10 protein-coding genes and 1 tRNA gene are annotated in these 14,978 nt (G+C 70.0%); 6 read left to right on the forward strand and 5 right to left on the reverse strand.

The genetic code is table 11. The features are described 5' to 3' along the window. Nucleotides 1-105: 105 nt before the first annotated feature. On the reverse strand, nt 106-852 hold the full coding sequence (locus ACFYO0_RS07480) for a vancomycin high temperature exclusion protein (protein WP_388672088.1): 747 nt from the start codon (nt 850-852) through the stop codon (nt 106-108). 173 nt (nt 853-1,025) lie between these two features. On the opposite strand from ACFYO0_RS07480, the gene ACFYO0_RS07485 reads away from it, so the two are divergent. From ACFYO0_RS07485 to ACFYO0_RS07505, 5 genes are all read left to right on the forward strand, one after another. After that, on the forward strand, nt 1,026-1,928 hold the full coding sequence (locus ACFYO0_RS07485) for a sirohydrochlorin chelatase (RefSeq protein ID WP_388672091.1): 903 nt from the start codon (nt 1,026-1,028) through the stop codon (nt 1,926-1,928). 287 nt (nt 1,929-2,215) lie between these two features. Beyond that, the gene (locus tag ACFYO0_RS07490) at nt 2,216-3,568 is read left to right on the forward strand and encodes a deoxyguanosinetriphosphate triphosphohydrolase (protein WP_388672094.1); all 1,353 of its coding nucleotides are present in this window, start codon (nt 2,216-2,218) and stop codon (nt 3,566-3,568) included. 223 nt (nt 3,569-3,791) lie between these two features. Next, nucleotides 3,792-5,057, forward strand: coding sequence for an NAD(P)/FAD-dependent oxidoreductase (locus tag ACFYO0_RS07495; protein WP_388672097.1), 1,266 nt, complete (start codon nt 3,792-3,794; stop codon nt 5,055-5,057). A 132-nt stretch (nt 5,058-5,189) separates the two neighbouring features. Continuing rightward, a complete protein-coding gene (gene dnaG, locus ACFYO0_RS07500; RefSeq protein ID WP_388672100.1) occupies nt 5,190-7,091 on the forward strand; it encodes a DNA primase in 1,902 nt (633 codons plus the stop codon). A 126-nt stretch (nt 7,092-7,217) separates the two neighbouring features. Further along, a complete protein-coding gene (locus tag ACFYO0_RS07505; protein ID WP_388672103.1) occupies nt 7,218-8,555 on the forward strand; it encodes an RNA polymerase sigma factor in 1,338 nt (445 codons plus the stop codon). A gap of 351 nt (nt 8,556-8,906) precedes the next feature. Here ACFYO0_RS07505 and ACFYO0_RS07510 read toward each other — a convergent pair whose 3' ends face one another. From ACFYO0_RS07510 to ACFYO0_RS07525, 4 genes are all read right to left on the reverse strand, one after another. Next, a complete protein-coding gene (locus ACFYO0_RS07510) occupies nt 8,907-10,835 on the reverse strand; it encodes an ABC transporter ATP-binding protein (RefSeq protein WP_388672106.1) in 1,929 nt (642 codons plus the stop codon). Continuing rightward, the gene (locus ACFYO0_RS07515; protein ID WP_388672109.1) at nt 10,835-12,568 is read right to left on the reverse strand and encodes an ABC transporter ATP-binding protein; all 1,734 of its coding nucleotides are present in this window, start codon (nt 12,566-12,568) and stop codon (nt 10,835-10,837) included. The genes ACFYO0_RS07510 and ACFYO0_RS07515 overlap by 1 nt, the downstream gene beginning before the upstream one ends. A gap of 191 nt (nt 12,569-12,759) precedes the next feature. Beyond that, nucleotides 12,760-14,211 carry an FGGY family carbohydrate kinase gene (locus ACFYO0_RS07520; protein WP_388672112.1) on the reverse strand — a complete coding sequence of 484 codons (1,452 nt, stop codon included), beginning with the start codon at nt 14,209-14,211 and terminating at the stop codon, nt 12,760-12,762. A gap of 237 nt (nt 14,212-14,448) precedes the next feature. After that, nucleotides 14,449-14,757 carry a hypothetical protein gene (locus ACFYO0_RS07525; protein ID WP_033320955.1) on the reverse strand — a complete coding sequence of 103 codons (309 nt, stop codon included), beginning with the start codon at nt 14,755-14,757 and terminating at the stop codon, nt 14,449-14,451. Between the two features lie 148 nt (nt 14,758-14,905). Between ACFYO0_RS07525 and ACFYO0_RS07530 the strand changes: the two genes are divergently transcribed. Next, nucleotides 14,906-14,978 (forward strand) — tRNA-Asn (locus tag ACFYO0_RS07530).

Below are 14,978 nucleotides of genomic sequence, written 5' to 3' on the forward strand. Positions count from 1 at the left end.
GACGGGTGCTACCCGGAAACGGGGACCACTGGGGCGATGGGCTGGGCGACGGGGACGACGGGACGACTGGGACGACTGGGACGACTGCGGGGAGCGGCGCCTCTGCTACTTCGCCGTGGCCAGGGCGCGCGACACCCCCGGCTCCTTCGGCCCCAGGAACCGGGGATCGGGCTCGAACACCGCCTCCGTTGCCGCCTTGCTCGCCGCGAAGACTTCCCGGACGGCGCCGTAGTACCAGGTTCTGTCACGCCGGTCGCCCGGTGCCGGGACGCCGTACGCCGTGACGCCCGCCTGCTGGCACAGGGCGACCGCACGGCGGATGTGGAAGCCCTGGCTGATGAGCACGGCCTCGTCGACGCCGAAGATCTTCTTGGCGCGGACGCAGGAGTCCCAGGTGTCGAAACCGGCGTAGTCGCTGACGATGCGCCGGTCGGGGACGCCGCGCTCGGTGAGGTAGGCGCGCATGCTGTCGGGTTCGTCATAGTCTTCGCGGCTGTTGTCGCCGGTGACCAGGACAACCTCGATACGGCCCGACCGGTACAGCTCGGCCGCCGCGTCCAGGCGGTGGGCGAGGTACGGGGAGGGCTCCGCGTCCCGCAGCCCGGCGCCGAACACCATCGCCACCTCGGTCCGCGGCACGTCCCGGGCGGTCCGCAGCCGGTCGTCCGACGCCAGGAACAGCCACGTGGAAGGGAGCAGCGCCAGTACGCACCCGAGCATCACCAGCTGCACGGCCCGCCGCTGCCCGGCACGGGTGCGCGGCAGCCGCGGCCGGCCCAGCCGCCGCAGCCGAAGGGGGCGCAGCAGCCGTGGTCGACTCAGCCGCAGCCGGCCCGGCCTCGTGTCGCGCATGCGGTTTCCTCCCAGGTCAGTGGCCTCATGGAGGGGACGCAGGGATCGGTGATCCGGTTCTCCGCCGGCTCCGGGGCCACCTCACGCTCCCTCGCACCCCACCGTGAACCCCCGGAAAACACCCGTCATTCCCGCGCAACGGGGCGGCAACGTCGTACCGCCACCATCGGTTCATGACGGCGTCGAACCCTCCTCGCGACGAGTCCACCACGCGCCCCGGTGGCCAGCACCTCCGGAGCGCTCACCTCGACAGTACGGCGCAACTCATGAACCGGATCAGCAGCCAGCTCGGCAGCCAGCTCAGCCTCGTCTCGCGCGACGGCACGCGGCGTTCCGCGGCGCCCGCGCTCGTCCTCGTGGGCCACGGCAGCCGTGACCCGCGGGCGCTGAGCACCATCCGTGCCCTCATCGAGAACGTCCGCGAGCTACGCCCCTCACTGCCCGTGCACCTCGGCCACATCGAGCTGAACGAGCCCCTGCTGCCCGACACGCTCGCCTCCCTCGGCACCGGTGACGCGGTCCTCGTACCGCTGCTGCTCAGCCGCGGCTACCACGTCAAGCAGGACATCCCCGAAGCGGCGGCCGCCTCGTCGGCGAACACCCGGGTCGCCGCGCCACTCGGCCCGCACCCGCTGCTCGTGGAGACGCTGTACGCGCGGCTCGTCGAAGCCGGCTGGCGGACGAGGATGAGCGAGACCGCCCGCCGCAGCAGCGGGATCGTGCTGGCCGCCGCCGGCTCCCGGGACCCCGACGGGGCCGTCGACACCCGCCGCACCGCCCAGCTGCTGGCCGAGCGCCTCGGGGTGCCCGTCGTCCCGGCGTACGCCTCCGCCGCCGCACCCACCGTCCCGCATGCCGTCCGCGCACTCGCCTCCCGTGGCCGCCACCGGGTCGCGATCGCCTCGTACTTCACCGCCCCCGGCCGCTTCTCCACCGAGTGTGCCGAGGCGGCCCCCTGGATAGCCGCGGCTCCGCTAGGCGCGCACCCGGCGATGGCACGCCTCGTCCTGCACCGCTACGACCAGGCCGTCGCCGCTCCGGCAGCCACCTCGGAGCGCCGACTGGCCTCGGCCTGAGTTTTCAGCCCAACGGTCGGCCCTGGCCTGGCTGTTGCAGCGCCGGCACACCAGGGTCCTCATCCCGGCACCTCCTCCCGGTCCCATCTGCGAGAGAACATCGCCGTGGCGGAACCGGAGCTGCCGGACGACGCGATCGCGGAACTCGACACGATCGGCCGCCGAGAGATGGGGGAGCGACAAGCCACCGACAACCCGCACTCGCAAGCGATCAGAACCCGGCAGATGAGTAGGCGCCCCGCATCCGGCAGCGCCCATTTGTCACTGCTGACGCTTAATGTCGAGACATGGAAGGCACCGCACCCACCCAGCCGTACGAGAACCACCTCCCGCCCTCTGGCTACGACCCGACGTCAGTCGACCGTTGGGCCGGCGAGCCCGACAAGCGTCCCGGCCGCACCGCCTTCCAGCGCGATCGCGCCCGCGTGCTGCACTCCGCCGCACTGCGCCGCCTCGCGGGCAAAACCCAGGTCGTCACGCCCGGCACCCTCCCCCACTCTCGGCTTCGCTCGAGCGGGGGGACCCCCATCGAGGCCTGGGACGCCAGCCCCCGTACGCGGCTGACGCACTCCCTGGAATGCGCCCAGGTCGGCCGCGAGCTGGGCGCCGCCCTCGGCTGCGACCCGGACCTCGTCGAGGCGGCCTGCCTCTCGCACGACCTGGGCCACCCGCCCTTCGGGCACAACGGCGAACAGGCCCTGAACGAGTTCGCAAAGGACTGCGGCGGCTTCGAGGGCAACGCGCAGTCACTGCGGCTGCTGACGCGCATCGAGCCCAAGCGCTTCCAAAGAAGCGAAGAAACGGGCGACCTCGTCAGCGTCGGCCTCAATCTCACCCGCGCGGCCCTCGACGCCGCCACCAAGTACCCCTGGCCGCGTGGCGCCCACCCCACTGATCCCGCGTCACGGAAGTTCGGGGTCTACGACGACGACCGGCCGGTCTTCGACTGGGTCCGCAAGGGCGCCCCCGACCACCGCACCTGCTTCGAGGCCCAGGTCATGGACTGGTCCGACGACGTGGCGTACTCCGTGCACGACGTCGAGGACGGACTGCACGCCGGCCATATCGACCCCGGCTGCCTGTACGCGGAGCCCGAGCGGCAGTCGGTCTTCGCGGTGGCGATCGGCCGGTACGTACCCGCTGACACCGACCCCGCCGAGCTGGCCGAGGCCCTCGACCGGCTGCTTGACCAGGAGTGGTGGCCGCACGGCTACGACGGATCGGCCGTCGCGCAGGCCCGCCTGAAGGACGCCACGAGCCAGCTCATCGGCCGTTTCTGCCTCGCCGCGGAGGCATCAACCCGGGCGGCGTACGGCACGGGGCGGCTCACGCGGTACGCCGCCGAGCTGGTCGTACCGAGAAGTGCCCGCCTGGAGTGCGCGGTCCTCAAGGCGGTCGCCGACCGGTACGTCATGCAGCGAGCCGAGCAGGAGCGACTGCGCGCCGACCAGCGGATCGTGGTCGCCGAACTCGCCGAGGCGCTCACGGCCCGCGCGCCCGAAGGTCTGGACCCGCAGTTCCGCGCCCTGTTCGACGAGGCCCCGGACGACAGAGCCCGCATGCGCGTGCTCGTCGACCAGATCGCCTCGCTGACGGACGCGTCGGCGCGGTCGCTGCACGCGCGGCTGACGCGGGGCTGAACCGTTTTCAGCCCCCGCGGCGGAGCCGCAAATTGATACAGCCGGGAAGGGGCGGGCTTGGGAAGAAAGTCCCCGCCGCAGGCGACACCCGAACGTGACCCTCTGTGGCCTGATCGGGCCACTACCTCTTCCCGCACCACGCTGCGTGCGGGAGGCTCACATGTGGCGGCACCATCAGCGTTTTCTGGGGGACACCCCCCAGACCCCCGGCAGGAGGCACCAAGTGGTCGACGCGGATCAGACATTCGTCATCGTCGGAGGAGGGCTGGCCGGTGCGAAGGCGGCCGAGACGCTCCGGACGGAGGGCTTCACCGGCCGCGTCATACTGATCTGTGACGAGCGTGACCACCCGTACGAGCGCCCCCCGCTGTCCAAGGGCTATCTGCTCGGCAAGGAGGAGCGCGACAGCGTCTTCGTGCACGAGCCCGCCTGGTACGCGCGCAACGACATCGAGCTGCATCTCGGCCAGACCGTCGACGCGATCGACCCGGCTGCGAAGACGGTCCGTTTCGGCGACGACGGCACGCTCGTGCGCTACGACAAGCTGCTGCTCGCGACCGGCGCCGAGCCCCGCCGCCTCGACATCCCGGGGACCGGCCTGGCCGGCGTCCACCATCTGCGCCGCCTGGCCCACGCCGAGCGCCTCAAGGGCGTCCTCGCCGCTCTCGGCCGCGACAACGGCCACCTTGTCATCGCGGGCGCCGGCTGGATCGGCCTGGAGGTCGCGGCCGCGGCCCGCGAGTACGGCGCCGAGGTCACCGTCGTCGCGCCTCAGCCCACTCCGCTGTACGGGGTCTTCGGCCCCGAGATCGGTCAGATCTTCACCGATCTGCACGCCGAACGGGGCGTCCGTTTCCACTTCGGCACCCGGCTCACCGAGATCATCGGCCAGGACGGCATGGTCCTGGCCGCCCGCACGGAGGACGGCGAGGAACACCCTGCCCACGACGTGCTCGCCGCGATCGGCGCCGCCCCGCGCACCAGCCTCGCTGAGGCCGCGGGCCTCACCCTCGTCGACCGCTCGCAGGGCGGCGGCATCGCGGTCGACGAGCAGCTGCGCACCTCGGACCCCGACATCTACGCCGCCGGCGACGTGGCCGCCTTCCACCACGCCCTCTTCGACGTCCGGCTGCGCGTCGAGCACTGGGCCAACGCCCTCAACGGCGGACCGGCGGCGGCCCGATCGATGCTCGGCCGCGAGCTGACGTACGACAGGGTGCCCTATTTCTTCTCCGACCAGTACGACGTGGGGCTCGAGTACTCGGGCTGGGCGCCCCCCGGCTCGTACGACCAAGTGGTGATCCGGGGAGACGCGGGCAAGCGGCAGTTCATCGCCTTCTGGATGAAGGAGGGCCGGGTGCTCGCAGGGATGAACGTCAATGTGTGGGACGTCACGGAGCCGATCCAACAGCTGATCCGGTCAAGGGCCCAGGTGGGCATGGAGGCACTGGCGGACCCGCATGTTCCGCTGGACAGCCTGGTCTCGTGACGGTTGACGGTGCTCCACTGTCACACCGCCCCCGGCTGCGATTCCCGGGAGACAACCCCCGGACCCCGACCCCCGGCCGAAAGGCCGTTCCCGCGCCCCAGGAGTGTCAGTGCTGCCCCGTAGAATCACCTCGTGGCCGGAAGGATCAACGACGAGGACGTGAAGGCGGTTCGGGACGCGGTTCCGATCGACGCCGTGGTGTCCGAGTACCTTCAGCTACGGAGCGCGGGCGGTGGCAACCTCAAGGGCCTGTGTCCGTTCCACGACGAGAAGTCGCCCTCCTTCCAGGTCAGCCCGAGCAAGGGGTTCTTCCACTGCTTCGGCTGCCTGGAGGGCGGCGACACCATCACGTTCGTGATGAAGATCGACCACCTCTCCTTCTCGGAGGCGGTCGAGCGCCTGGCCGCCCAGGCGGGCATCACGCTGCGGTACGAGGAGGGCGGCTACAACCCCTCCCACCAGCGCGGGGAACGCATCCGCCTGGTCGAGGCCCACAAGCTCGCCGCCCAGTTCTACGTCGAGCAGCTTGACACGAGCTCCGAGGCCGACACGGGCCGTAAGTTCCTCGCCGAGCGCGGCTTCGACCAGGCAGCCGCCGCCCACTTCGGCGTCGGCTACAGCCCCCAGGGCTGGGACCACCTCACCCGCCATCTGCGCGGCAAGGGCTTCACCGACAAGGAACTCCTCCTCTCCGGCCTCTCCCAGGAGGGCCGCCGCGGCCCCATCGACCGCTTCCGCGGTCGGCTGATGTGGCCGATCCGCGACATCGGCGGCGAGGTCGTCGGCTTCGGCGCGCGGAAGCTGTACGAGGCGGACAACGGCCCCAAGTACCTGAACACACCCGACACGGCGATCTACCGGAAGTCCCAGGTCCTGTACGGGATCGACCTCGCGAAGAGGGACATCGCCAAGACCAGCAGAGCCGTCGTGGTCGAGGGCTACACCGATGTGATGGCCTGTCACCTCGCCGGTGTCACCACCGCCATCGCGACCTGCGGCACGGCCTTCGGCAGCGAGCACATCAAGATCCTCCGCCGGCTGCTGATGGACAACGGCAGCGCGCGCGTCATCTTCACCTTCGACGGCGACGCGGCCGGCCAGAAGGCGGCCCTGCGCGCCTTCGAGGACGACCAGAAGTTCGCCGCCGAGACGTACATCGCCATCGCACCGGACGGCATGGACCCCTGCGAGCTGCGCCTGGCGAAGGGCGACGAGGCGGTCGCCGACCTTGCCGAACCCCGCACCCCGCTCTTCGAGTTCGCGCTCCGCCAGATCGTCGCGCGCTACGACCTCGAAACCCCCGCGGGCCGTGCCGCCGCCCTGGACGAGGCGGCGCCCATCGTGGCCCGCATCAAGAACAGCGGCGCCCAGCACGAGGTCGCCGTACAGCTCGCGGGCATGCTCGGCATCCTGGACACACAGTTCGTGGTCAAGCGGGTGGCCCAGCTCGCGCGCTGGGCCCGCGACCGAGGCGGCAGGGGCCCGGCGCCGACGCCCGACCGCGCGGCCCAGTACGACATGGCACCCCGCCAGGCCCTCTCGGGCCCCGCCCTCAACCTCCGCAACCCCGTATACGCCACCGAGCGCGAGCTGCTCAAGCTCGCCCTCCAGCGTCCCGAGCTGGTCTCCCCGGCCTTCGACGCGTACGGGGTCGACGAGTTCACCGCCCCGCCGTACGCGGCAGTGCGCCAGGCGATCATGGATGCGGGCGGCGCGGAGTACGGCGTCCAGGACCCCCAGGGGTATCTGGTCCGGGTCCGCGAGGCCGCCCCCGACAACGCGGTCCGCGCCATGGTCACGGAGCTGACCGTAGAGGCGATCATGCGCAAGTCCGTCGACGAGCTGTACGCCGGCGATCAACTGGTCATGGTGCGCCGCCGCGCCGTCGACCGCCGCATCCAAGAGGTCCAGGGCACCCTCGCCCGCGCCAGCGCCCAGGGCGACCCGGCCCAGCTGGCCGCTGTACAGAACGAGTTGTGGGTGCTCCAGCAGTACGGACAGGCGTTGCGCGAACGGGGCACGGAAGCACTCTGACCGGGCCTTGCGCCCTCGTTGTGACTCCGTCGTACGTGTGGGTAACCGCCCGGTCACAGACCGGCTTCAAAAAGTCACCGCACGCCCCTCGTGGCGAGGATGTGTCGTACTCCACACTGGGTTCCGGTGCCTGAGTCCTCGGAGCGCGGCCGACCCGAACGCGACGGGTCCTCCATCCCCGCGGTTCCGCTCAACGTGTACGGGACGGATGGCGGCGCGGCCGCCGAGTCCGTTCGCGAAGTACCGCTGCCGTTCGCCTCAGCAGCGATCACCCTGGAGGTCGCCCCCGTGCAGACCCAGACCCTGACCCAGACCGACAACCCGACGGACGCGAAGGCGGACGTCATCACGGCGGTTCCGCAACAGAGCCGTGTCGCGCACCATCCCGAAACCGAGCCGGAGGGCCCGCCGCCCGATCTCGACGAACCGCCCGCCGGTGCCGTAGGGACAGCCGTTCCCACAGCTGCCGGTTTGGCGGTCGAGACGGAGGCCCCCGAGCCGCCCATGGAGACGCTGCCGCCCCGTGGCCGTACCGCCGACACCAGTGGCCCTTCCTCGGACCTGTTCCGCCAGTACCTGCGGGAGATAGGCCGTATCCCCCTGCTCACCGCCGCCGAGGAGGTCGAGCTCGCGCGCCGCGTCGAGGCGGGCCTCTTCGCCGAGGAGAAGCTGGCGCGCACCCCGGCTCCCGAACTGAACAGCCAACTCGCCCTTGACCTCGACAAGTTGGTGGTCATGGGGCGGATGGCCAAGCGCCGCCTCATCGAGGCAAACCTGCGACTCGTGGTCTCGGTGGCGAAGCGCTACGTGGGGCGCGGGCTCACCATGCTCGACCTCGTCCAGGAGGGAAACCTGGGCCTGATCAGGGCCGTCGAGAAATTCGACTACGCCCGCGGGTACAAGTTCTCGACATACGCGACCTGGTGGATCCGGCAGGCCATGTCCCGGGCCCTCGCCGACCAGGCCCGGACCATACGAGTCCCCGTCCACGTAGTCGAGTTGATCAACCGTGTCGTCCGCGTGCAGCGCCGCATGCTCCAGGAGCGCGGCTACGAGCCGACCCCCGAGGAGGTCGCGGGTCAGCTCGATCTGCCCAGCGAGCGGGTCAGCGAAGTCCTGCGCCTGGCCCAGGAACCCGTGTCCCTGCACGCCCCCGTGGGCGAGGAGGACGACGTCGCGCTGGGCGACCTGATCGAGGACGGCGACGCGACGTCTCCGGTGGAGTCGGCGGCGTTCCTGCTCCTCCGGGAGCACCTGGAGGCGGTGCTGTCGACGCTGGGCGAGCGGGAGCGCAAGGTCGTCCAACTCCGCTACGGCCTCGCGGACGGGCGTCCGCGCACGCTGGAGGAGATCGGCCGCATCTTCGGCGTCACGCGGGAGCGCATCCGCCAGATCGAGTCGAAGACCCTCAACAAGCTCCGGGACCACGCGTTCGCGGACCAGCTGCGGGGTTACCTGGACTGAGGCCTGCGGCGGAGCCGCGGATGGATGCGGTCGCCCCGCCGCCCCTACCCGTCCCATCCCCGGGGCGAGCCCCCAGGCCCCGATCGGCCTGAACGACCTCGTCCTCAAGTGCCGTACGGGCTGATTGATGCGGGCCTGCGCCGACAAGGTTCGACCACGGAAAATCAGCCCCTCCGGCGTTTGAGGAGCGGGGGGCCGGGGCTGGCCCCGAAACGGGGTCCGGGGCGGAAACCCGAGGGGTCCAGGGGCGGAGCCCTGGCGAGGTCGAAGGGGCGGAGCCCCTGGAGATGGGACGGCGGGTAGGGGCGGCGGGGGGCGGAACAAACCCCTGCGCACCCCCGGCGAGAACCGTCACTCCACCTCCACCACCGCCTCCGCGAACTGCGCCTTGTACAGCCGGGCATACGCCCCGCCCGCCCCCAACAACTCCTCGTGAGCCCCCTGCTCCACGATCGCCCCGTTCTCCATCACCAAAATCGTGTCCGCGTCCCGAATCGTCGACAACCGATGCGCGATCACGAACGACGTCCGCCCATGCGCCAGCTTCGCCATCGCCTTCTGGATCAGCACCTCGGTACGGGTGTCGACCGAGCTCGTCGCCTCGTCCAGCACCAGGATCACCGGATCGGACAGGAACGCCCGCGCGATCGTGATCAACTGCTTCTCACCCGCGCTCACCCCCGACCCCTCGTCATCGATCACGGTGTCGTAGCCATCCGGCAACGTACGGATGAACCGGTCCGCATGAGCGGCGCGCGCCGCCTCCTCGATCTCCCCGCGCGTCACCTCGCGAGAGGCCCCGTACGCGATGTTCTCCGCGATCGTCCCCCCGAACAGCCACGTGTCCTGGAGCACCATCCCGATCCCGGCCCGGAGTTCGTCGCGGGACATCTTCGCGATGTCGACCCCGTCGAGCGTGATCCGCCCACCGGTTACCTCGTAGAACCGCATCAGCAGATTCACCAGTGTCGTCTTGCCCGCCCCCGTCGGGCCCACGATGGCGACCGTGTTGCCGGGCTCGACCGTCAGGGACAGGTCCTCGATGAGCGGCTTCTCGGGGTCGTAGCGGAAGGAGACGTTCTCCAGCGCGACCCGCCCCCGCACCTCCTCCGGCCGAACCCCGGGCACGGGATCCGCCTCCTGCTCCTCCGCGTCGAGCAGTTCGAAGATGCGTTCCGCCGACGCGATCCCCGACTGCACGAGGTTCGCCATCGACGCGACCTGGGTGAGCGGCATCGAGAACTGCCGCGAGTACTGGATGAAGGCCTGCACATCACCGATCGACAGCGCGCCGGACGCGACTCGCAGCCCTCCGACCACCGCCACCAGCACATAGTTGAGGTTCGACACGAACATCATCAGCGGCTGCATGACCCCGCTGTTGAACTGCGCCTTGAACCCGGCCTCGTACAACTTCTCGTTCTGCTCCGCGAACTGCGCCGCCGACTTGTCCTGTCGCCCGAAGACCTTGACGAGCGTGTGCCCGGTGTACATCTCCTCGATGTGCGCGTTGAGCTTCCCGGTGGACCGCCACTGCTGCACGAAGTGCGGCTGCGAGCGCTTGCCGACCCATCTGGCGACGACGTACGACAGGGGCACCGTCACCAGCGCGACCAGCGCCAGCAGCGGCGACACCCAGAACATCATCGCCAGTACGCCGACGATGGTGAGCAGCGAGTTGACGAGCTGCCCCAGCGACTGCTGAAGCGTCTGACCGATGTTGTCGATGTCGTTGGTCGCCCGGCTGAGCACCTCACCGCGCTGCCGCTGGTCGAAGTACGACAGCGGCAGCCGCGACAGTTTCGTCTGCACGTCCTCCCGCATCCGGTACACGGTCATGTTGACGGCCCGGTTGACCAGCCGCGTCGCCACGGCCATCAGCAGCCCGGCCGCGGCGAACGCCAGCAGCGCGAACCCCAGCACCTCACCGACCGCGGTGAAGTCGATGCCCTTGCCCGGCGTGAAATCCGTACCGGAGAGCATGTCGGCCATACCGCCGTCACCACGCTCCCGCATGGACTCCAGCACCTCGGCCTTCGTGGCGCCTTCGGGCATCCCCCGTCCGACGACCCCCGCGAAGACCAGGTCGGTCGCCCGCCCGAGGATCCACGGGCCCAGCACAGACAGGCCCACACTCAGGACGACGGCGAGCAACATCCCGTACATCGTGGCCCGTTCGGGCCTGAACTGCGCGAGCAACCGTTTCCCGGATCCCTTGAAGTCCATCGACTGCTGGTCGGGGCCGCCCCCGGCCATCATCCGCCCCATGGGCCCGGCCATCAGGCTGCCTCCGCTTCCGTCAGCTGGGAGAGCACGATCTCCCGGTAGCACTCGTTGTCCGCCATCAGCTCGTGGTGGCGGCCCGTCCCCACGACCCGCCCCTCGTCGAGTACGACGATCCGGTCGGCGTCACGGATGGTCGACACGCGTTGCGCGACGATCACGACGGTCTCCTCGGCGGTCTCCCGCGCCAGCGCCGTACGCAGGGCCGCGTCCGTCGCGTAGTCGAGCGCGGAGAACGAGTCGTCGAAGAGGTAGATCTCCGGGCGCTGTACGAGGGTCCGGGCGATGGCGAGCCGCTGCCGTTGACCACCCGACACATTGGTGCCGCCCTGTGCGATGGGTGAGTCGAGCCCGTTCTCCAGCCGCTGAACGAAGTCCTTGGCCTGCGCCACCTCCAGCGCGTGCCACAGCTCCTCGTCGGTCGCTTCCGGATTCCCGTACCGCAGGTTCGTGGCCACCGTGCCCGCGAAGAGATACGGCTTCTGCGGTACGAGGCCCACGGTCCGCGCGAGCAGTCGCGCATCGAGTGTCCGTACGTCCACGCCATCGACCAGGACCTCACCGTCCGTGGCGTCGAACAGGCGCGGGACCAGCCCGAGAAGCGTCGACTTGCCGCTGCCGGTCGACCCGATCACGGCGGTCGTCTCACCGGGCCGCGCTACCAGGTCGATGGACCTCAGCACCGCCTCTTCGGCCCCGGGGTAACGGAAACCGGCCCCGCGGACTTCCAGATGACCGTGCCGCCGCAGTTCACGTACGGGAGCCGTCGGAGGCACGACACTGCTCTGAGTGTCCAGGACCTCCTGGATGCGCTCGGCGCAGACCTCGGCACGCGGCACCATCATGAACATGAAGGTGGCCATCATCACGGCCATCACGATCTGCATCAGATAGGCGAGGAACGCGGTCAGCGCGCCGATCTGCATCCCGCCGCTGTCGATACGGTGCGCGCCGAACCACACCACAGCGATCGACGAGACGTTCACCACCGTCATGACGATCGGGAACATCAGCGCCAGAATCCGCCCGGTGCCCAGCGACATCTCGGTGAGATCGACGTTGGCCTTACGGAAGCGCTCCTCCTCGTACGGATCCCGGACGAAGGCGCGGATGACACGGTTGCCGGTGATCTGCTCGCGCAGCACCCGGTTCACGTTGTCGAGCCGCTCCTGCATGGTGCGGAACAACGGACGCAGCCGCCGCACGATCAACGTCACACTGATGCCGAGGACGGGCACCACGGCGACGAGCACTCCGGACAGCTGAACGTCCAGACCGAGCGCCATGACGATGCCGCCCACGCACATGATGGGAGCCGACACCATCAGCGTGAACGTCATCAGGGCCAGCATCTGCACCTGCTGCACATCGTTCGTGGTGCGGGTGATCAGCGACGGCGCCCCGAAGTGGCCGACCTCACGCGCGGAGAACGACTGCACCCGGTCGAAGACGCCGGCCCGGATGTCCCGGCCGACCGCCGAGGCCGTACGGGCGCCGTAGTAGACGGCGCCGATGTTGCAGACGACCTGCGCCAGCGAGACACCGATCATCAACGCGCCGAAGGACAGGATGTAGCCCGTGTCGCCCTTCACGACACCGTCGTCGATGATGTCCGCGTTCAGGGTGGGCAGATAGAGGGTGGCGCAGGTCTGGAGGAACTGCAGCAGCACCAGTAAGGCGATGGCCTTCTTGTACGGCCTGAGATGGGCACGCAGGAGTCGTATGAGCACGCTGGTCTCTCGGAGTCGGCGACAGGGGCGAGTGGTGACGCACCACGCCTCATCGTCGAGCATTCCACCGGCGTTACCCCAACCAATTAAGCCGACAGCGTTTCAAGAACCTCCCAAAGCGCCCGGAAAACCCGACTCCGGCGTTCTGCGGTGATCGCTCCTGGTGCGCGGCCGTCGGTCGGGGTGCCCGCTCAGAGCACGACGGCGCCCGGGTGGGTCTGGTCCCGTACCGACGTGTACTGCTGCCGCACCGCCGCCCCCACCGCCACCTCGTCGCCAGGGTCCAGGATCTGCGCGGTCGCACCCTGCCAGACGGGCGGCTGCCGCGGATCCAAGGTGCCCTGCGAGGCGCCGAGCGCCCAGGCGGCCTGCCGCGCCGCGCCGATCGCCGCGTAGTCGGCGGACTGCGGCACCACGACCTGCACACCGAGCAGCGAGGGCGCGCAGGCCTGCACGGCCGGTAGCTCGGCGGCCGGACCCAGCAGAAAGATCCGCCGCACCTCAACGCCCCGACGGCGCAGTACGTCCAGCGCGTCCGCGAGCCCGCACAGCATGCCCTCGAACGCGGCCCGCGCCAGATGCTCGGGCCGCATCGACTCCCGCCGCAGCCCTGCCAGCGTCCCCGCCACATGCGGCAGAGAGGGCGTCCGCTCACCTTCCAGATATGGCAGCAGTACGAGTCCATGGGCGCCCGGCGTCGACTTCATCGCCAGGTCCGACAGGCTCTCCAGGTCGGGCAACCCGAGGAGTTCGGCACTCCCGCGCAGCACCCGTACGGCATTCAGCGTGGTGACGACCGGCAGATGCATGCCCGTCGCGTCCGCGAGCGAGGTGATCATTCCGGACGGATCGACCAGCGCCTCGTGGTGTACGGCCATCACGGACCCGGAGGCGCCGAGCGACACCACCGCGTCGCCGAGCCCGATGCCCAGGCCGAATGCCGCGGCCATCGTCTCGCCCGTCCCCGCCGAGATCAGCAGCCCCTCGGGCGTCGTCCCCGCGGCCTCCGCCGGACCGAGCACATCGGGCAGCAGGGCCTGATGCCCGAGTGCCAGCTCGACCAGATCGGGGCGGTACGCACCGTTCACCGCACTCCAGTACCCCGTACTGGAGGCCTCGCCCCGGTCCGTGGTCCGGCGGGCCGGTCTGCCGAGCAGCTGCCACACCAGCCAGTCGTGCGCCTGCATGAGCATGGCCGTCCGCAGCGCGGCGTCCGGCTCGTTCTTGACCATCCAACGCAGCTTCGTCACCGGCTGCGCCGCCCCCGGCACCGTGCCCACGGCCTGCGCCCAGGCCTCCCGGCCACCGAGCGCGTCGACCAGTTCGGCGGCGCAGACCTGCGCCCGCTTGTCCCCGCCGACCAGCGCCGGGCGCACCGTGTTGCCCTGCGTGTCCAGCGGAATGAGCGCGTTCTGCTGCGCGGAGACGCCGATGGCCTGCACACCTTCGAGCAGCCCGCCGCCCGCCGCCTCGCCCAGGGACAGCAGCCAGGCCTGCGGGTCGACGTCCGAAGGCCGACCGCCCTCGGCGCCGTCGAGCGGATGCGGAGCGTACCCCTGCCTGAGCACGACTCCGCTGTCCGCGTCGCAGACGACGATGCGAGTGAAATCGGGCGAACTGTCCAGCCCGGCGACTATCCCCATGGCGGAAATTCTGCCGTACCGCCGGAGCTCACCGCGCCGCTCTGCCGGAGGCGCTCGTACCGCTTGTGCCCTGACCTGCTATGTGTTGCCGGTACTGAGTCGTGCACGTGGCGCAGGGCACTCCGTTCGGTCCTTGGCGCGGGCACTGGGTCCGGCCGTGTGGTGCGGGGCGCTCTGACCGGCAACGTGTTGCGTGACGTCCTGTGTGGCTGCCGTGTTGCGCGACACGCCGTGCGGCTAGGTATTGCTGGTGCCCCAGTCGTCGTGAGCCGCCGCGCCGTTCGTGTTGCGCTCGCGCAGATGCCGTACGCGCTCGGCCACCGAGTCCGGTACGCGGTCACCGACCCGCTCGCTCACCACGTGGTAGGCCTTGCCCGCGAACTGCCGGCTCTGCTGTGCGGCCGACTCCGCGGTGTTGCGCACCGCCGGGTTCTGGGCGATCTCCCGCGCGGACTTCTTCAACTGCTCGTAACGCTCGCGCCCGGCTCGTGTGCCCAGGACGTAACCCAGGGCCAGTCCGGCAACGAACGTCAGTCGATAGCGCATGACGGCCACCCTTCCCTTGAGTCGGCATCGGTCACGGGGGAGGAACCGATTGGCGAAGCACCCCCCTGCTTGCGCTAATGTATGTGTCGCAGCGAGCGCCCGCCCACTGGCGAATACCCAGGGAGGTACGTTCGATGCACCGAGACAATCCTCCGTAGCTCAATTGGCAGAGCAGCCGGCTGTTAACCGGCAGGTTACTGGTTCGAGTCCAGTCGGGGGAG

This window comes from Streptomyces sp. NPDC006365 (genome assembly GCF_042870755.1).
Taxonomy (GTDB): domain Bacteria; phylum Actinomycetota; class Actinomycetes; order Streptomycetales; family Streptomycetaceae; genus Streptomyces; species Streptomyces xiangluensis.